The sequence below is a fragment of the Azospirillum sp. TSH64 genome (assembly GCF_003116035.1).
Classification (GTDB): domain Bacteria; phylum Pseudomonadota; class Alphaproteobacteria; order Azospirillales; family Azospirillaceae; genus Azospirillum.
In genome coordinates, this window is the sequence record NZ_LGQW01000015.1 from 5,559,399 (window position 1) to 5,576,777 (window position 17,379).

Below are 17,379 nucleotides of genomic sequence, written 5' to 3' on the forward strand. Positions count from 1 at the left end.
CCAACTTTATCTTTGTGGTTTCGAAAGGGTCCGACGATGACCGGCGAACGGGATCTGGCGTTGCAGGCGAAGGCATGGCCGTTCGAGGAGGCGCGCAAACTGGTCGCACGCTTCGCGAAAGCTCCGCCCGCCAAAGGCTATGTCCTGTTCGAGACCGGTTACGGTCCGTCGGGCCTGCCCCATCTCGGCACCTTCGGCGAGGTGGCGCGCACCAGCATGGTGCGCCACGCCTTCCAGACCATGAGCGACATTCCGACCAAGCTGTTCTGCTTCTCGGACGACATGGACGGGCTGCGCAAGGTGCCCGACAACATCCCCAACAAGGAGATGGTGGCGGCCAATATCGGCAAGCCGCTGACCCAGGTGCCCGATCCCTTCGGCACGCATGACAGCTTCGGCGCCCACAACAACGCCCGGCTGCGCGCCTTCCTCGACAGCTTCGGCTTCGAGTACGAGTTCCAGTCCTCCACCGACTGGTACAAGTCGGGCCGCTTCGACGAGGCGCTGCTGGGCATCCTGCGCCATTACGACGAGGTGATGGCGGTGATGCTGCCCACGCTCGGTGCGGAGCGTCAGGCCACCTACAGCCCCTTCCTGCCGGTTTCCCCATCGACCGGTCGGGTCCTCCAGGTGCCGATGCTGGAGCGCAACGTCGAGGCCGGCACCATCGTCTTCGAGGACGAGGACGGCAGGAAGGTGGAACTGCCGGTCACCGGCGGCCATGTGAAGCTGCAATGGAAGCCCGACTGGGGCATGCGCTGGTTCGGCCTGGGCGTCGATTACGAGATGTACGGCAAGGACCTGATCCCGTCGGCCGATCTCGCCGGCAAGATCTGCAAAATCCTCGGCGGCACCCCGCCGGAAGGCTTCAATTACGAGCTGTTCCTCGACGACAAGGGCCAGAAGATTTCCAAGTCGAAGGGCAACGGCCTGACGATGGAGGAATGGCTGGCCTACGCGCCGCAGGAAAGCCTCGCCCTCTACATGTTCCAGAAGCCGAAGTCGGCCAAGCGCCTCTATTTCGACGTCATCCCGCGCGCCGTCGACGAGTATCTGACCTTCGTCGACAGGGTCCATGGCGAGGAGCCGGCGAAGAAGCTGGAGAACCCGGCCTGGCACATCCACAACGGCAAGCCGCCGGCGGTGCGCTCCGACGTGTCGTTCAACCTGCTGCTCAATCTGGCCGGTGCGGCGAATGCCGAGACCAAGGACGCCATGTGGGGCTTCATCCGCCGCTACGCGCCCGACGCCACGCCGGAGAACAGCCCGTTCCTCGACAGCATGGTCGGCTATGCCGTGCGCTACTACCAGGATCAGGTCAAGCCGACCAAGCAGTTCCGCGCGCCGACTGACGCAGAGCGCGCGGCCTTGCAGGATCTGCTGGTCAAGCTCGACAGCGTGCCGGCCGACGCCCGCGCCGACGTCATCCAGAACGAGGTGTTCGAGGTCGGCAAGGCCCACGGCTTCACCGAGCTGCGCGCCTGGTTCCAGGCGCTGTACGAGGTGCTGCTGGGCCAGACCACCGGCCCGCGCATGGGCTCCTTCATCCAGCTTTACGGCATCGAGGAAACCAAGGCATTGATCCGCGAGAAGCTGGCGGCCTGACGCTGCGGTCCGCATCGGATGGGGAAAGGGGGGTGTCGCGAGACGCCCCCCTTTTTCGTTTGCGAACATTCACAGGCGCGATGATTTTCAAATTTGACCGTTCGCCCAACCCGCAAGCGGCAAATTGCCCATGAAACGGGCAGAAAACTGCCTCCCCGCATAGGGGCTGGGCAAACCAAACTCTATTCCATACCGCGCTATGCGGATGTCGCACCGCACCAATACGAAAACCGTGGTACCGCTAACACGGCTGTGGGCTTAAACTCCGCCTCGTTACTGCATTTTGCAGTGCGTTTCCTCCCTAGACTAAAGGCCGCGCCCATTTGGGACGCGGCCCTTTTTTTTGCCCGCAGCACCCCTTCCCTTCCCAGTCCCGTCCCCCCTGTGACGGCCGTCACAGCCAGGATAGATAAAATGCCGGATAAATTGTTCCGGTAACCGCGACCGGCCCACTCGCCGGCCGGCTGGGATGCACCGGGAGGGAGGGCGTGGGATGACCGCCGATCAGCCGCCGTTCGAACGCCACCACCGCACGGCCCAGGCTCTGGTCAGCACCTTTCAGGAGGCGCTGGAGCCGCAATTCACCGCCAAGGGCGTCCTGTCGCGCGAGGAATTCACCCGCGCCATGGGGTTGATGATGGCGCATTGGCCGTCGGTGCTGCCGCTGTTCGCCTCGATCTGCCAATCCTGCACGGCGTCGAGTTGCGGCGGCTGCGGCGGCGGTTCCGGAACCATGGGGGAGGAGCCTCCGCAGATCGGGGCCGGCGGTCGCCGCCGCGACTTCGTCACCCGCCTGATGGTTTCGGCCCTGCGCACCCGGCTGCCCGACAGCATGGATCCGATCACCGGCGCCAGCTTTCCACAGGTGATCCTTCCCGGCCTGCAATCGACCCTGACCGCCCTGTTCTACGAGAAGGAATGGGAAGCGATGAACGCCAGCGTCATCGCCCTGTTCAACCGGCTGGGGACCGACCGCGATGCCGAGGTCTGGCAGCGGCTGGCGCATGAGGAAACGCTGGCGGTGCTGGCCGACACGCCCTTCATCCGGGTGATGCTGCGCTTCCGGCAGTTCCACCAGCAGCGCCAGACCTTCATGCGGCGGATGACCGACCAGCTGCGCGAGCGCCATTTCGTCTTCGCCGAGGAGCATTTCCAGACATTGTTCGACGCGCTGTTCGGCCGGCTGCGCGACGGGCTGCGCACGGAACTGGGCCGCGCCCGCACCGACATCCAGTATGGCGAGGGCACGGCGGAGGCGCTGCTGCGCATCTTCGATCAGTTCGACAAGCATCGGCAGGAGCAATCCGTGCCGGTCCGCGTGCTGGGCGGCCGGCAGATGCCGCGCCCGATGCTGGCGCAGCGCAGCATGCTGGGCAGCACCCCGGCGGCCAAGCGGCGCTGAGGTCCGCTGCAATTCCGGAGAGATATCACAGGGAGCACGGCCGCGGAATTAGGGGGCCGTTAACCAGGGGGGCGTTTCGATGGTCCGCATGATCCCACCGTTGCCGCTCCGCTTCGGCCGCGGCCCAACCACAAGGCTTCAGGTCCGGTGACAGCCCGGCGCTCCCCCTCCCGCCCCTCCGCCCATCTCCCGCCGGAGACGGAGTGCGGCGTCGCGCCCGAGCTGATGGACTATCTGTTCGCCGAGTCGCCGGCCCCGGTGCCGGAATCGCCCCCCGCTGCCGACCCCCAGCCCGGACGCGGCATCGCCCGTCAGGTCGGCGACGTCCTGGTCGAATCGCGACTGGCCGGCATGGGCGATGCCGACGTGCGCTCCACCCTGGCCCGCAAGCTCTGCCGGCTGCTGCCCGACCTGCCGCCGGGCGGGGCCGACACCGTCAGCACCGTCGCGACCCGCGCGCTGGAGCAGCTGGCCCGCGACCACATCGTCCGCGTGCGCGAGGCGCTGGCGACGGCGATCAAGGACATCGCCTGCGCCCCGCCCTCGGTCGTGGCGACGCTGGCGCGCGATGTCGAACGCTCGGTGGCGGAGCCGGTGCTGCGCTGCTGTGCGGCGCTGGGCGACGAGGATCTGCTGGACATCGTCGCCGCCGCCCCGGCCGGCTGGGCGCTGTCGGCCATCGCCCGGCGCCACAGCATCGGCGCCGCCCTGTCCGACGCCATCGCCGGCAGCGGCCATGCCGAGGCGACCGGCATCCTGCTCGACAACAGCGGTGCGGTGATCGCCGAACCCACTCTGGAAGCGCTGGTGGAGCAGTCGGCCCACCATCCCGACTGGCGGGAAAAGCTGGCCCGCCGCCCGGCCCTGCCCCGCCGGCTGGCGCTGCGGCTGGCCGATTTCGTCGATCTGGCGGTGGTCGAGGCGTTGCGCCGCCGCGGCGATCTCGACGACGCCACGGTGGCGGAGATTGCCGCGACCACCCGCCGCCGCATCGACTGGGCCGAGGCGCCCGACTCGGCCGAGCCGCCGGAACGCCGCGCCGTCCGCCTGCACCGGCAGGGGAAGCTCGACGAAACGGCGCTCAGCGACGCGATGTCGTGGAACGAGACCGGCTTCGTGCGGGCGGCACTGACCTTGCGCGCCCGCGTGGCGCCGGAGGTGGTGGATCTGATCCTCGACGCCCACGACCCGCAGGCGGTCACCGCGCTGGTCTGGCGCGCCGGCCTGTCGATGCGCTGCGCCATGCAGATCCAGGCGCGCGCCGCCGGCATCCACCCGCGGGCGATGCTGAACGCCCGGCAGGGCAGCGGCTTCCCGCTGTCCCCCGCCGAGATGGCCCGCCACCTGGAACGCTACGGCGTCGGGCCGTAAGGGGGGGGGCGAGGCGCCCCCCGGAGACAGTCCTTACTGCACGCCGCCGCGCGGCATCGGCTGGCGCGGGGTGGCGCGGCCGGTGTGCGGGATCGGGGCGTCGGGCGACGGCTCCTTGTAATAGGGGCCGCGGTCGGTCGGGCCTTCCATCGCCTCGGCCGGGGTGACGATCTGCTCGCCGGTGCCGGCGTCGAAGGCGATCAGCGCCTGCTGGCGCACCTTCAGGCAGGCGTCGCGCTTGGCGGAGGTCTCCGCCGACTGCGTGCCGTCCAGCGTCACCAGCGGCAGCACCCAGCTGGAGCGCTGGTTGTCGGGGATCGAGGTGTAGACATAGTTGGTCAGCGGCCGGCAATAGGCGGCGCTGGCCTCCGCAGCCGGATCGGTGATCGGGGCGGCGGCCATGGCGGCGGTATAATCGCCGACCGTCTGGGCCTGGGCGGCACCGGCGGCAAGGGCACCGGCGATGCCGGCGGCAAGCGCCAGCGACATGGTCAGACCGGGAATGAAACGGGCCACGAGCTTGGCCATCTGCGCTCTCCTTCGACCATCTGCGAACAAGGTAAGGACCGGACGCGAACCATACGTATAAAGCCCAACGCTCCGGCGTTTGGAAAGGATCATCGGGGGTGCGACGCAACGCTGCAATGCTCCGCTTGCGGTCATGCTTGCCCTCCGCGACAAAACGCGCTACCTACGCTTCCGAAATCTCGGGGCGCTGGATCCCTAAGACGTTAGAATGACCAACGGTTCTAGTCTCCCGCTGAATGGGGGACGCTCAAACGTTTTAGGGAACGCTCCATGGCTCGCAAGAAGATTGCGCTCGTCGGTGCCGGCCAGATTGGCGGCACGCTGGCTCTGCTCGCCGCTCAGAAGGAACTGGGCGACGTCGTCCTGTTCGACATCGCCGAAGGCATGCCGGCCGGCAAGGCGCTGGATCTGGCCGAAACCTCCCCGGTCGAAGGCTTCAACGCCAGCCTGACCGGCGGCAACGACTATTCGGTCATCGAGGGTGCCGACGTCGTGATCGTCACCGCCGGCATCCCGCGCAAGCCGGGCATGAGCCGCGACGACCTGATCGGCATCAACAGCGGCGTCTGCAAGACCGTCGGCGAGGCCATCGGCAAGTACGCCCCGAACGCCTTCGTCATCGTCATCACCAACCCGCTCGACGTGATGGTGTGGGTGCTGCAGCAGGCGTCCGGCCTGCCGCCGGAGCGCGTGGTCGGCATGGCCGGCGTGCTCGACTCGGCCCGCTTCCGCTACTTCCTGGCCGAAGAGTTCAACGTCTCGGTCGAGGACGTCACCGCCTTCGTGCTGGGCGGCCACGGCGACACCATGGTCCCGCTGGTGCGCTACTCCACCGTCGCCGGCATCCCGCTGCCCGATCTGGTCAAGATGGGCTGGACCACGCAGGAGAAGTTGGACGCCATCGTTCAGCGCACCCGTGACGGCGGCGCCGAGATCGTCAAGCTGCTGAAGACCGGCTCGGCCTTCTACGCCCCGGCCGCCTCCGCCATCCAGATGGCCGAGTCCTACCTCAAGGACCAGAAGCGCGTTCTGCCGGTCGCCGCCCACCTGAGCGGCCAGTACGGCCAGGACGACCTCTACGTCGGCGTCCCGACGATCATCGGCGCCGGCGGCGTCGAGAAGATCATCGAGATCGAGCTGAACGACGAAGAGAAGGCGATGTTCCAGAACTCCGTCGACGCGGTGAAGACGCTGGTCGACGTCGTCAAGAAGCTGGACGCCGAGAAGTCCGCTTCCTAAAGAACGGATCGCGCGGTCTCCGGCGTCCACCCGGCCCATATCCGGGCCGGGTGGACGCCGGTGGTGCGCCCGTCTTGTCCTTCAGTCGACCCGTTCTCGTCAGCCGAAACAAAAAACAGATGGACGCCCGATGAACATCCATGAGTACCAGGCGAAAAGCCTGCTGAAGAAGTACGGCGTCGCGGTTCCCCGCGGCGGCGTTGCCTACACCCCGCAGGAGGCCGAGACGGTCGCCCGCGAGCTGGGCGGTCCGGTCTGGGTCGTGAAGTCCCAGATCCACGCCGGCGGCCGCGGCGCCGGCCGCTTCAAGAACAACCCCGAGGGCAAGGGCGGCGTCCGCGTCGTCAAGTCGATCGAGGAGGTCGGCAAGAACGCCGCCGAGATGCTGAACAGCGTCCTGGTGACGAAGCAGACCGGCGCGGAAGGCCGCGAGGTCAAGCGCCTCTACATCGAGGAAGGCGCCGACATCAAGCGCGAGCTGTACCTCGGCATGCTGATCGACCGCGCCACCGGCCGCGTGACGATCATGGCCTCGACCGAAGGCGGCATGGAGATCGAAGAGGTCGCCCATAACACGCCCGAGAAGATCATCAAGGTCGCGGTCGACCCGGCCACCGGCATCCAGGGCTACCACACCCGCAAGGTCGCCTTCGCGCTCGGCCTGGAAGGCAAGCAGGTCGGTGCCGCCGCCAAGTTCATCCAGGCCGCCTACAAGGCCTTCGTGGATCTGGACTGCGCCATCGTCGAGATCAACCCGCTGATCGTCACCGGCTCGGGCGACATCCTGGCGCTCGACGCCAAGATGAGCTTCGACGACAACGCCCTGTTCCGTCACAAGGACGTGGCCGCCTTGCGCGACGAGGCGGAAGAAGACCCGGCGGAGATCGAAGCCGCCAAGCACGAGCTGAACTACGTCAAGCTCGACGGCAACATCGGCTGCATGGTCAACGGCGCCGGCCTGGCGATGGCGACCATGGACATCATCAAGCTGTACGGTGCCGAGCCGGCCAACTTCCTCGACGTCGGCGGCGGCGCCACGAAGGAGCGCGTCACCGCGGCCTTCAAGCTGATCCTGTCCGACAGCAACGTCGAAGGCATCCTGGTCAACATCTTCGGCGGCATCATGCGCTGCGACGTGATCGCCGAGGGTGTGGTCGCCGCGGCGCGCGACGTGAAGCTGCATGTGCCGCTGGTGGTGCGCCTGGAAGGCACCAATGTCGATCTGGGCAAGAAGATCCTGGCCGAATCCGGCCTGCCGATCCTGTCCGCCGACAATCTGGACGACGCAGCCAAGAAGATCGTCGCCGCCGTGAAGAAGGAGGCCGCGTAACATGGCTGTTCTCGTCGACAAGAACACGAAGGTGATCTGCCAGGGCTTCACCGGAGCCCAGGGCACCTTCCACTCCGAACAGGCCATCGCCTACGGCACCAAGATGGTCGGCGGCGTGACGCCGGGTAAGGGCGGGGCCAAGCACCTCGACCTGCCGATCTTCGACACCGTCGCCGAGGCGGTCGAGAAGACCGGCGCCAACGCCTCCGTGATCTACGTGCCGCCGCCGTTTGCGGCCGACGCGATCCTGGAAGCTATCGACGCCGAGATCCCGCTGGTGGTCTGCATCACCGAAGGCATCCCGGTGCTGGACATGGTCCGCGTCAAGCGCGCGCTCAACGGTTCGGCGACCCGCCTGATCGGCCCGAACTGCCCCGGCATCATCACGCCGGACGAGTGCAAGATCGGCATCATGCCGGGCCACATCCACAAGCGCGGCAAGATCGGCATCGTCTCGCGCTCCGGCACGCTGACCTATGAGGCCGTCGCGCAGACCACGGCGGCCGGCCTCGGCCAGACCACCTGCATCGGCATCGGCGGCGACCCGGTCAACGGCACCAACTTCGTCGACAGCCTGGAGCTGTTGGTGAAGGACCCGGAGACGGAGGGCATCATCATGATCGGCGAGATCGGCGGCGACGCCGAAGTCCGCGGCGCCGAGTTCATCAAGGCCTCGGGCACCAAGAAGCCGGTCGTCGGCTTCATCGCCGGCCGCACGGCTCCTCCGGGACGCCGCATGGGCCATGCCGGTGCGGTGATCTCCGGCGGCAACGACACCGCCGACTTCAAGATCGACTTCATGAAGTCGGTCGGCATCGCCGTCGCCGACAGCCCCGCCAGCCTGGGCTCCACCATGCAGTCGATTTTCAAAGGGTAACCAGTCCCCCGCGGGACCGCCGTCCGCGACGGTCCCGCGGCCTTAGCCAAGCCTTCTGTCACTCACGCCATCAGCCGCAACAGACAGGCGCAACCAACGCGCCGGACCCCGAGGGAGATGGGACATGAAAGCGCAAGCCCAAAACAGCATCCTGGCCCGCCGCATCATCCACGACGACCCCAGCGAGGGCGCCGCGGCCATCATCAAGACCGCGATCATCGAGACGCCGCGGGTGAAGAACGACAACGGCAAGGAGGCCAAGGCCGAGCGCGGCCAAGTGGTCCAGTCGCTGTGCCGCGCCCTGAACATCCTGACGATCCTGGGTTCCAACGACGGTCCGATGACGCTGACCGAGCTGTCGGAGGCCGCGAACCTGTCGCCCTCCACTACCCACCGCCTGCTGACGACGCTGCAGTACGAGCGCTATGTGCGCTTCGACCAGAGCGCGCGCGGCTGGGTGGTCGGCGTGCAGGCCTACATGACCGGCGCCAACTTTCTGAAAACCCGCAATCTGGTCGATGTCGCCCGCCCCCGCATGCGCCGCCTGATGGAGGAGAGCAGCGAGATCGTCAATCTGGCGGTCGAGGAGAATGGCGAGGCGCTCTATCTGGCCCGCGTCGGCGGTCCCCGTGCGGCCCAGGTCGCGGTGCCGCAGGCCGACCGCACGCTGCTGCACTGTTCCGCCGTCGGCAAGGCGCTGCTGGCCGGCATGCCCGAGACCAAGGTGCAGACCATCGTGACCCAGCGCGGCATGCGCCAGTTCACCCGCAGCACCCTGTCGTCGCTGCCGGCGCTGTACCGCGACCTGACGCTGGTCCGCACCCGCGGCTATGCCCTGGACCAGGAGGAGCGGGTGTCCGGCCTGCGCTGTGTCGCCGCTCCGATCTTCGACGAGAATTCCCGTGTGATGGGGGCCCTGTCGCTGTCCGGCTCCAGCCGGCGCATCGAGGACGCGCGGCTGCGCGCCCTGGGCGAGATGGTCAAGCGCGCCGCCGCGGCGGTGACGCAGGAGCTGGGCGGCCGCGTGCCGGTTCCCAACTGACCCGTTCCTCACAAGGGACAAGCAGACGCCTAGAGCAAGAGAACGCCAAGAGCTGACGGCAGGTGGTGCACGTTGGCATTCCTCCCTGGCGCACTTAGGGCCGCATTCCTCACGGGATGCGGCCCTTTTTCTTGAGAAAAGAGGTGTTTCCACGGAATGGAAAAGCGTCTTTTTTCTCGGGAAAATCAGCGGGACCTGTGCGATTGTCTGTCTCGGGAAAGGCGTTCCTTTCTCATCGGGCGGATGTGTTGTTTTGCATGTTCGCGCTTCTCTCGGAGACTGGCCGTGCTGTGTGCAGCACGGCCATTTTTTTGACTTTTCCGCAGGGCGAAATCGGATCCATCGCCGCGTGGACTGGCCGTCCGCCGCGACGACACAGTGCCCCCCAGATCTTTCACAAGAACAGGGCAGGGGAGTGATCCGAATGGCAGACTCAAGACTGATGACGGCAATCGAGGTGAGCCAGCCCGGCAAGCCGGAGGTGCTGGTCCCGGCGCACCGCCCGGTTCCCGATCCCGCACCCGGCGAGATCCGCATCGCCGTCCAGGCCGCCGGCGTCAACCGGCCGGACGTGCTCCAGCGGCTCGGCAAGTACAACCCGCCGCCGGGCATCACCGACATCCCCGGCCTGGAGGTCGCCGGCATTGTCGATGCGCTGGGCGAGGGGGTGGAGGGCTGGCGCATCGGCGATCCGGTCTGCGCCCTGCTGGCCGGCGGCGGCTATGCCGAGTATTGCGTGGTGCCGGCGGCGCAATGCCTGCCGATCCCCGACGGCCTGTCGATGGCCGAGGCGGCGGCCCTGCCGGAGACCTTCTTCACCGTCTGGTCGAACGTGTTCGAGCGCGGCGCGCTCCAGCCCGGCGAGGCGCTGCTGGTCCATGGCGGCACGTCGGGTATCGGCACCACGGCGATCCAGTTGGGAGCGGCCTTCGGCGCGCGGGTCTTCGCCACCGCCCGCGGGGCGGAGAAATGCGCCGCCTGCGTCCGGCTGGGTGCGGAACGCGCCATCGACTATGCCGAGGAGGATTTCGTCGCGGTGGTCAAGGAGGCGACCGGCGGTGCCGGCGTCAATGTGGTGCTGGACATCGTCGGCGGCGATTACGTCGCCCGCAGCATCGACGCTCTGGCGGTCGAGGGCCGCTATGTCTGCATCGGCTTCGTCCGCGGGGCGACGGCCAATGTGAACTTCTTCCCCGTCATGACCAAGCGGCTGGTGCTGACCGGCTCGACCCTGCGGGCGCGGCCCATCGCCTACAAGCAGGCGGTGGCCGAACAGTTGAAGGCCCGCGTCTGGCCGCTGGTGGCCGCCGGCACGGTCAAGCCGGTCGTCCACGAGGTCTTCCCGCTCGCACAAGCCGCGGACGCCCACCGGCTGATGGAAAGCAACCAGCATGTCGGCAAGCTGGTGCTGGCCGTGGGGTGAGCGGAAGCTCTCTCAGATCCAGCAATCCCCTCTCCCCGGGGGTGGGAGGGGGAATTTCAAGAGGTCGCTGCACCCTCAATCCAGCATCGGCAGTCCGGTCTCAATGCGGACCAGCGCGGCCAGCAGCGGGGCGCCGATGTCGCGGCGGACGAAGTTGCTGGCCTTCTCCGCCGCGTTGATCGCCAGCTGGAAGGTCCGGCGCCAGCGGTCGTCGTTGTAGAAGGCCTTCTCCGCCTTGGCCCGCTGCGCCAGCAGGCCGGGCCGGCGGCCGGCGGCCTCGTCAGTCAGCTTGTTCAGGCGGTTCATGAGGTCGTTGGCGACGGCCGGCTCGCCGCGCTTCATCGCCGCCTCGATCAACTCGGCATAGGCCTCGCCGCGGGTGTCGATGTCCGCCACCTGATCGGCGTAGGCGACCGCCATGCCCGCCTCGCCGCGCTTGGCCAGCCGCCCCAGCACCGCCGGGATGGTCCAGGGATTCTCGTCCTGCACGGTGCTGAGCAGGCCCAGCGCCAGCTTCGGCTCGCCGATGTCGGCTGCCGCCACCGCCAGTTCCGGCGGGCAGCAGTCGCCGCGGGTTTCCTTGAACTTGGAGAACTGCGTCTCGACCGTGTTCAGGAACAGGGTGCGGGCCTGCGCCTCCTTGCCGGCGCGCAGCAGCGTCTGGGCGACCAGCCCCAGCTCCCAGGCGCAATTGTGGCTGGAGGCATAGCTCTTGGCCTCGTCGGCCAGCGCGTTGGTCAGGCCGCTGTCGCCGCGCCACGCCGCCGCCTTGGCGATGTCGGCGAGGTTGTAGATGCGGGTCGAGCAGTCGTTGATCTGCCGGGTGATGTCGAGTGCCAGCGGCGACTGCCCCATCAGCGACAGGGCGCGGGCGACGAACAGATCCTGGCCGGAGCTGTCGGCGACGCCGCCGCGGCGGACCGCGCTGACGAAGGGCGCCATGATCTCCTTGGCGCGGCCGGTGTCGCCCAGCTGCTGGTAGGCGACGGCCAGCGACAGCCAGTCCCAGCGCGCCGCGTTGATCGGCGTCTCCACCGGCGGCAGCATCTCGCCGATGCGGTGGAGGAAGCACAGGCTGTTGAGCTGGTCGTTGCAGACCAGCGCGCGGATGCGCGAGCGGAATTCGTAGAAGTCGAAATCGCCGACGAACTGGTTGGTGACGAGCTGAACCGCCAGCGGGCTGTCGGGATACTTCGTCACGATGTCGTTGAACAGCTTGTCCGCCTCCTTCAGCAGGCGGCCCTCCTCGGCGACGTCATAGGTGTTGTCGGCCTGACGGATCAGCTGCAAGGCCTGGACGAACAGGCGGTTGGCCGGGCCCGGCGTGCCGGCGGCCGGGTTGTCCGCCCCGCCGCCGTCCTGGTCCAGCGCCAGCACGGTCTGCTTCGCCCCATCCGGTTGCCCGGCCATGTCCTGTGCGGCCTGTACCGCCGCGTCCTGCGCCGGAGCGGGACCGGCCGCGAACGCCGCCGGCAGGCTCAAGGCTGCGGCGACGGCGGCGGTGCGGAGAACGGCGAGGACACGGGATAGGGCGGAGGCCATGGCGGTCGGGGTTCAACCCTGGATGTTTGAGTTCGGGAGCAGACGGACGTAGCTGACGACGCGTTGGACGTTGGGCACCGACCGGGCGTGCTGGAGCGCGCGGTCCAGCTCTTCCTGTGACGCCGCGACACCCATCAGATAGACAACGCCATCGACGGTATCGATGCTGTAGTTCTGGCTATGAATATCCGCATCGAAGGTGATGCGGCTGCGGATCTGGGTCGAAATCCAGGTGTCGCGGGCGGTGTCCAGGATGCTGGACCCGTTGTCGATCTGGATTTCGTTGATGACTTCCTTCACGCCCTGCGCCTGCCAGACGAGGCGCACCGCGTCGAGCCGCATCTGCGCGTCGGCGGCGCGGCCGGTCAGCAGGACGCGGCCCTGATCGACGGTCAGCCCGATGCGGTTGGTCAGGTCGATGGAATGCTGCAGCCACAGCGAGTTGATGCGGGCGCGGATTTCGGTGTCGCTGACGAAGCCGCCGAAGCCGCGCTCCTGCGTCGCCACGACGGCGGTCCCGCCCGCGGCACCCAGCACCAGCGGCCCGCAGCCGGCCAGCGAGACACCGGCGGTGCAGGCGAGCGCGAAGACTGTCCAAAGGCGGCTCGAACCCGTCACAGTGTGCCTCCCTTCGCCTGCGTGGCCAGCGCCGGGCGGAATCGGCGCGCGGCCGGAAAAAGTCACGGCGGAACGGTCTTTGCAATGGGGAAATTCGAGGCTTTCACCAGTCATCGTCACTTTGTCCCGATGTGATGCACGGATGTTGCAGTCGCTGCGAGTGCGAAGGAGTGGCCGCGGCAGAAAATCCGCCGCAGCGCCTCATGCAGTTTCGGTGTGAAATCAGGCGAAAGCTGGGCTGGAAAGCACGCCGGCGATTTCACGGGCCAGGACGCGGGAAACCACCCGCCGGGCGGTCGCGTCGCCCAGGATTTCCTCGTCCCTGGGATTGGACAGGAAACCGGTTTCCACCAGAACCGACGGCACGTCCGGCGCCTTCAGCACCGCGAAATTGGCCGCCCGCATCGGGTTCTCGAGCAGGCGCAGCTCCTTGCCCGCCCCCTCCACCAGGATCTGGCGGGCGGCCAGCGAGGCATGGCGGGTGTGGCGCGCCGTCAGGTCCATCAGGATGTCCTTGACGATCCGGCCGCCGCCGACCGCCCCCGGCTTGCCGAAGCGGTCGGCTTGGTTCTCCTGCTGGGCGAGGCGGGAGGCGAAGGAGTCCGATGCCTTTTCCGACAGGATGTAGGCGGACAGGCCGCGGGCGTCCGCATTGGGGGCGCTGTCGGCGTGGATCGACACGAACAGGTCGGCCCCGGCCTCGCGCGTCAGCGCAACCCGGTCGTCCAGCGCCAGGAAGCGGTCGTCCCGCCGCGTCAGCCTGGCGGCGACGCCATGCCGCTCTGCCAGGATGCGCGCCACGTCGCGGGCGATGTCCAGCGTCACCTCCTTCTCGAAGGTGCCGCGGGTGCCTATGGCGCCGGGATCGTTGCCGCCATGGCCGGGATCGAGCATCACCAGCCGCGACCGCGACGATGTGCCGCCGGCCGGTTTGCGGTCGGGCCGCCGGCCCGACGCCTGGGCGCTGCCCGAACCCAACGGCTGGGCCAGCGCCAGGCCGGCGGCGCCGAAGGCGGTTAACCAAAGCTTGCTGAGCCCGAGCCCAAGCAGCTGTCGTCGATCCATGGCCAAAAATACCGTGCTGCAAAGGAGGGAAGTCATCGGCACCAAGCCGTGCCATCCGTTCATCTAGCCTGAATCATTAACCAATGCGGCGGCGCAAAAGTATTGTCAAGGCCGGCCAGATTACCGTTTCTGAATATTTGTGGGCATTCGGTAACCGGCGCAGACTTGACGTGCCGAGGATTCGACAGAGGTCATTGGTTGCTTGAAGGCGAATTGAAAAAGCGCTAAAATTTTAGCGATCAGCTCGGGAGGTGTCGATGTTGAGGAAAGCACTGTTCAACATCATCCGGCAAGAGCAGCGCGATATCGAGGACAAGCTCGAACGCGAAGAGCAGCAGCAGAGTCCTGACGTCCGCCGGATCGTCGGCCTGCAACAGGAGGCCACCAGCCTGCGTCGTGAGTTGGAACATTTCCACGACGTCTGACCCCGGCCATCGGCTTTGGCCGACCGGCGTCTTTTGGATAGGTCGCCACTGAATTTTGTGACCGACGGGTCGCGCCCCCTTCTCCGCAGGATCGCGGGGAAGGGGATTTTTGTTTCCGGGTCTTGTTTCCAGGGAAAAGGGCGAAACCCCGGCGTCTTATCCCAGCTTGGCGTATCCACGTTCGATCACCCGCTCCGCGGCCTCGTAAACCGCCAGCATCTGCTCGTAGGCCGCGCGCAGGCGGGCGAGGTCCGCGACGGCGGCAGCGTCCGGGTGGCGGGACTCCGACATCTTCAGGCCGGCACGGATATAGTCGGCGCGCAGTTCCGCCACCCGCACCGCCATCCGCAGGAAGGAGTCGCGGTTGAGGTTCGGCAATTCGCGGCCGATGACCTCGCAGTTGGCCTCCAGGATCGCGGCATCCATGTTTTCCAGAAAATGGCGGATGCGCTGGCTGCGGCTGCTGTCGGCGGCATCCGCCGTCATCAGCTTGTCGACCTTGCCCTTGGTGTATTCACCGATGATCTTGCCGCCGGATGCCATGGTCGACCCCGTCTTCCTCCGCCGGCCTGGCCCGGCCGCCGTCGCCGATTGTCGCACCGCCGGTCCGGCGATTCCAGAGCGGTGTGGACCGCCCGGCATCGGCGGCACACGCGCTTGACGGTACAGCCATGTGCACAGTCGCTCATGAAGCGGGTGCAACATCGCGGCGTTCGTGCTAGGGAAGCCTCCCCCTTTTCTTGCTGTACGCCATGGTGGACGCGCGATGTCTGAGACCGGCTCCGACTATATCCTCACCGTTTCCTGCCCCGACACCGTCGGCATCGTCTTCGCGGTGTCCGGCTTCCTGGCGGAGCGGAGCTGCAACATCATCGACAGCGCGCAGTTCGGCGACCGCATCTCCGGCCTGTTCTTCATGCGCGTCAGCTTCAACGGCAACCCGGCCGGGCAGACCAAGGCGCAGCTGGAAGCAGACTTTGCGGCGCAGGTGGCCGAGCGCTTCGGCATGACCTGGAAGATCCACGACGCCCGGCGCCGCCCGCGCGTGCTGATCATGGTGTCGAAGTTCGGCCACTGCCTGAACGACCTGCTGTACCGCTACCGCACCGGCTATCTGCCGATCGAGATCCCGGCCATCGTCTCCAACCACCGCGATTTCTATCAGCTGGCGGCGTGGCACAACATCCCGTTCCACCATCTGCCGGTCGCGTCCGACAACAAGGCGCAGCAGGAAGCCCGCCTGCTGGAGATCGTCGACGAGGAGAAAATCGACCTCGTGGTGCTCGCCCGCTACATGCAGGTGCTGTCCGGCGCACTGTGCGAGCGGATGGCCGGCCGGGTGATCAACATCCACCACAGCTTCCTGCCCAGCTTCAAGGGCGCCAAGCCCTACCACCAGGCCCATGCCCGTGGCGTGAAGCTGATCGGCGCCACCGCGCACTATGTCACGTCCAACCTCGACGAAGGCCCGATCATCGAGCAGGAGGCGGAGCGTGTCGACCATACGATGACGCCCGACGACCTGGTGGCCATCGGGCGTGATATCGAGAACATCGTGCTGGCCCGTGCCGTCCGCTACCACGTGGAGCATCGTGTGCTGCTGAACGGCAACAAGACGGTGGTCTTCCGCTAAAGCCTTCCGAGTGAAGCGGTGCCGCCCCTCAATGGGGCTGCGCCGCCTCGCGGGCATCTTCCGGCTGCGGCATGAACACGGCCCGCGTGATCGCCTGTTCGATCTGGTCGCGGGTGAAGGGCTTCGGAATCACCGGGCCCAGATGCTCCAGCCCGTGCTTGGCCAGATCGTCCGGGAAGGCGGTGACGAAGATCACCGGCAGGAAGCGGCGGGCCCGCAGCTCGCGCGCCACTTCCAGCCCGTTGTCGCCGTCGGCCAGCCGGATGTCCATCAGGGCCAGCGTCGGCCGGTGTTCCGCCGCCAGCGACAGCGCCTCGTCCATCGTCGCCGCGTTGCCGCAGACGATGTGGCCCATGCCGCGCACCGTTTCCGCCAGATCGTAGGCGATGATGGCGTCGTCCTCGACGATCAGGATGGTGGCGGTCAGCCGGGCACGGACACGCTCGCGGGCGTGGGTCAGCCGCTCCATCGCATCTTCCGGGGCGATGCCCAGAACGGCGGCGGCCTCGCCGACCGGCAGATCCTCCAGATTGACCAGCAGGTAGAGCCGGCGGTCGGTCTCCGCCAGCGTCATCAGCGCCGATTCCACCGGATGATAGGGCGCGACCGCGGGGGGTGAGCCGTCTTCGTCCTGCAGTTTGTGCAGATGGCGATAGAGCGGGCCGCGCGACGTGTCGTCGCCACGGCCGTTCTCAGCCTCGTCCGCCTCCAGATACCATTCCAGGGTGCGGGTCACCAAGGCGTCCCCCCGCCCGTTCGTCCCGGTCAGCGCGCGGGCGTAACGGCGCAGGTAGGGCAAATGCTGCATGAAGTGACCGGTGTACTGCTCCATCTCTCTCCCCGTGCCTTTCTGCGGCGCGTGTTCCTGGCATCCACCCGATATGCCGTTTCCGGGATCCCGGATACGGCCGGTGCAACTCGATCTCTTCCGGGCGCCTGTTCCCGGTCCGCATGTCCGGCGCTGAAATCCGGCGACCGGACCGCCTGGGCGGCCCTGCCGGGGATCACGACGCCATCGCCGCTGCTTCGATCAGCAGACTGACTCATCCCGAGCTGCAGCGGTGGAATTCATATGGCGCAGTCCGCGGCCTAACGGGAGTGAACCCGAAAGATTTATTCGAGATACCGACAACGGGTTACTCAGTATGCATAATATGAAGCAAGGCCGGATGTCGCCCGCATGGCCTTGCGGGCGGCCTATGACCGGCATGGCATTAGGGATGCCGGAAGGGCGGACTTAACCGTTCGGAAAGGCTTACAAGCCCACTCTGTCTTTGCC

16 protein-coding genes are annotated in these 17,379 nt (G+C 67.1%); 10 read left to right on the plus strand and 6 right to left on the minus strand.

Features of this window, described 5'->3' with window-relative positions:
- Nucleotides 1-36: 36 nt before the first annotated feature.
- The 3 genes from TSH64_RS26595 (at nt 37) to TSH64_RS26605 (ending at nt 4,378) form a co-directional block, all read left to right on the plus strand.
- Nucleotides 37-1,605 carry a lysine--tRNA ligase gene (locus TSH64_RS26595; protein ID WP_109449675.1) on the plus strand — a complete coding sequence of 523 codons (1,569 nt, stop codon included), beginning with the start codon at nt 37-39 and terminating at the stop codon, nt 1,603-1,605.
- 493 nt (nt 1,606-2,098) lie between these two features.
- Entirely contained in the window at nt 2,099-3,007 is a 909-nt protein-coding gene (locus tag TSH64_RS26600; RefSeq protein WP_109449678.1) for a hypothetical protein, read from the plus strand.
- Between the two features lie 147 nt (nt 3,008-3,154).
- Nucleotides 3,155-4,378, plus strand: a complete 1,224-nt coding sequence (locus tag TSH64_RS26605) for a DUF2336 domain-containing protein (protein ID WP_247873162.1) — start codon at nt 3,155-3,157, stop codon at nt 4,376-4,378.
- 33 nt (nt 4,379-4,411) lie between these two features.
- On the opposite strand, the gene TSH64_RS26610 is transcribed toward TSH64_RS26605, so the two are convergent.
- The gene (locus TSH64_RS26610) at nt 4,412-4,906 is read right to left on the minus strand and encodes a hypothetical protein (RefSeq protein WP_109449682.1); all 495 of its coding nucleotides are present in this window, start codon (nt 4,904-4,906) and stop codon (nt 4,412-4,414) included.
- Between the two features lie 270 nt (nt 4,907-5,176).
- Between TSH64_RS26610 and mdh the strand changes: the two genes are divergently transcribed.
- The 5 genes from mdh to TSH64_RS26635 all read left to right on the plus strand — a co-directional run bounded on the left by mdh (nt 5,177) and on the right by TSH64_RS26635 (nt 10,817).
- Nucleotides 5,177-6,145, plus strand: a complete 969-nt coding sequence (gene mdh, locus TSH64_RS26615; RefSeq protein WP_109449684.1) for a malate dehydrogenase — start codon at nt 5,177-5,179, stop codon at nt 6,143-6,145.
- Nucleotides 6,146-6,275: 130 nt separating this feature from the next.
- Nucleotides 6,276-7,475, plus strand: coding sequence for an ADP-forming succinate--CoA ligase subunit beta (gene sucC / locus TSH64_RS26620; RefSeq protein ID WP_109449686.1), 1,200 nt, complete (start codon nt 6,276-6,278; stop codon nt 7,473-7,475).
- Between the two features lies 1 nt (nt 7,476).
- Nucleotides 7,477-8,352 carry a succinate--CoA ligase subunit alpha gene (gene sucD / locus TSH64_RS26625; protein WP_109449688.1) on the plus strand — a complete coding sequence of 292 codons (876 nt, stop codon included), beginning with the start codon at nt 7,477-7,479 and terminating at the stop codon, nt 8,350-8,352.
- Between the two features lie 124 nt (nt 8,353-8,476).
- Entirely contained in the window at nt 8,477-9,394 is a 918-nt protein-coding gene (locus TSH64_RS26630) for an IclR family transcriptional regulator (RefSeq protein WP_098737493.1), read from the plus strand.
- A gap of 424 nt (nt 9,395-9,818) precedes the next feature.
- On the plus strand, nt 9,819-10,817 hold the full coding sequence (locus tag TSH64_RS26635) for an NAD(P)H-quinone oxidoreductase (protein WP_109449691.1): 999 nt from the start codon (nt 9,819-9,821) through the stop codon (nt 10,815-10,817).
- A 75-nt stretch (nt 10,818-10,892) separates the two neighbouring features.
- On the opposite strand, the gene TSH64_RS26640 is transcribed toward TSH64_RS26635, so the two are convergent.
- The 3 genes from TSH64_RS26640 to TSH64_RS26650 form a co-directional block, all read right to left on the minus strand.
- On the minus strand, nt 10,893-12,359 hold the full coding sequence (locus tag TSH64_RS26640) for a hypothetical protein (protein WP_109449693.1): 1,467 nt from the start codon (nt 12,357-12,359) through the stop codon (nt 10,893-10,895).
- Between the two features lie 12 nt (nt 12,360-12,371).
- Nucleotides 12,372-12,977: a BON domain-containing protein gene (locus tag TSH64_RS26645; protein ID WP_109449695.1), complete on the minus strand. Its 606-nt coding sequence runs from the start codon at nt 12,975-12,977 to the stop codon at nt 12,372-12,374.
- A 222-nt stretch (nt 12,978-13,199) separates the two neighbouring features.
- On the minus strand, nt 13,200-14,042 hold the full coding sequence (locus TSH64_RS26650; RefSeq protein WP_109449697.1) for an N-acetylmuramoyl-L-alanine amidase: 843 nt from the start codon (nt 14,040-14,042) through the stop codon (nt 13,200-13,202).
- 257 nt (nt 14,043-14,299) lie between these two features.
- On the opposite strand from TSH64_RS26650, the gene TSH64_RS36005 reads away from it, so the two are divergent.
- Nucleotides 14,300-14,467: a hypothetical protein gene (locus tag TSH64_RS36005; protein ID WP_199235334.1), complete on the plus strand. Its 168-nt coding sequence runs from the start codon at nt 14,300-14,302 to the stop codon at nt 14,465-14,467.
- Nucleotides 14,468-14,623: 156 nt separating this feature from the next.
- Here TSH64_RS36005 and TSH64_RS26655 read toward each other — a convergent pair whose 3' ends face one another.
- Complete coding sequence (locus tag TSH64_RS26655; protein ID WP_109449699.1) at nt 14,624-15,010, minus strand: hypothetical protein; 387 nt, start codon at nt 15,008-15,010, stop codon at nt 14,624-14,626.
- A gap of 223 nt (nt 15,011-15,233) precedes the next feature.
- On the opposite strand from TSH64_RS26655, the gene purU reads away from it, so the two are divergent.
- Complete coding sequence (gene purU / locus TSH64_RS26660; RefSeq protein ID WP_109449702.1) at nt 15,234-16,100, plus strand: formyltetrahydrofolate deformylase; 867 nt, start codon at nt 15,234-15,236, stop codon at nt 16,098-16,100.
- 28 nt (nt 16,101-16,128) lie between these two features.
- Here purU and TSH64_RS26665 read toward each other — a convergent pair whose 3' ends face one another.
- Nucleotides 16,129-16,932 carry a response regulator gene (locus tag TSH64_RS26665; RefSeq protein WP_109449705.1) on the minus strand — a complete coding sequence of 268 codons (804 nt, stop codon included), beginning with the start codon at nt 16,930-16,932 and terminating at the stop codon, nt 16,129-16,131.
- Between the last annotated feature and the right edge of the window lie 447 nt (nt 16,933-17,379).

Bases quoted from the DNA above. Each gene is read 5' to 3' on its own strand.
- TSH64_RS26595 (WP_109449675.1), top strand. From the start codon at position 37: ATGACCGGCGAACGGGATCTGGCGTTGCAGGCGAAGGCATGGCCGTTC.
- TSH64_RS26600 (WP_109449678.1), top strand. From the start codon at position 2,099: ATGACCGCCGATCAGCCGCCGTTCGAACGCCACCACCGCACGGCCCAG.
- TSH64_RS26610 (WP_109449682.1), bottom strand. From the start codon at position 4,906: ATGGCCAAGCTCGTGGCCCGTTTCATTCCCGGTCTGACCATGTCGCTG.
- mdh (WP_109449684.1), top strand. From the start codon at position 5,177: ATGGCTCGCAAGAAGATTGCGCTCGTCGGTGCCGGCCAGATTGGCGGC.
- sucC (WP_109449686.1), top strand. From the start codon at position 6,276: ATGAACATCCATGAGTACCAGGCGAAAAGCCTGCTGAAGAAGTACGGC.
- sucD (WP_109449688.1), top strand. From the start codon at position 7,477: ATGGCTGTTCTCGTCGACAAGAACACGAAGGTGATCTGCCAGGGCTTC.
- TSH64_RS26630 (WP_098737493.1), top strand. From the start codon at position 8,477: ATGAAAGCGCAAGCCCAAAACAGCATCCTGGCCCGCCGCATCATCCAC.
- TSH64_RS26635 (WP_109449691.1), top strand. From the start codon at position 9,819: ATGGCAGACTCAAGACTGATGACGGCAATCGAGGTGAGCCAGCCCGGC.
- TSH64_RS26640 (WP_109449693.1), bottom strand. From the start codon at position 12,359: ATGGCCTCCGCCCTATCCCGTGTCCTCGCCGTTCTCCGCACCGCCGCC.
- TSH64_RS26650 (WP_109449697.1), bottom strand. From the start codon at position 14,042: ATGGATCGACGACAGCTGCTTGGGCTCGGGCTCAGCAAGCTTTGGTTA.
- TSH64_RS36005 (WP_199235334.1), top strand. From the start codon at position 14,300: ATGTTGAGGAAAGCACTGTTCAACATCATCCGGCAAGAGCAGCGCGAT.
- TSH64_RS26655 (WP_109449699.1), bottom strand. From the start codon at position 15,010: ATGGCATCCGGCGGCAAGATCATCGGTGAATACACCAAGGGCAAGGTC.
- purU (WP_109449702.1), top strand. From the start codon at position 15,234: ATGTCTGAGACCGGCTCCGACTATATCCTCACCGTTTCCTGCCCCGAC.
- TSH64_RS26665 (WP_109449705.1), bottom strand. From the start codon at position 16,932: ATGGAGCAGTACACCGGTCACTTCATGCAGCATTTGCCCTACCTGCGC.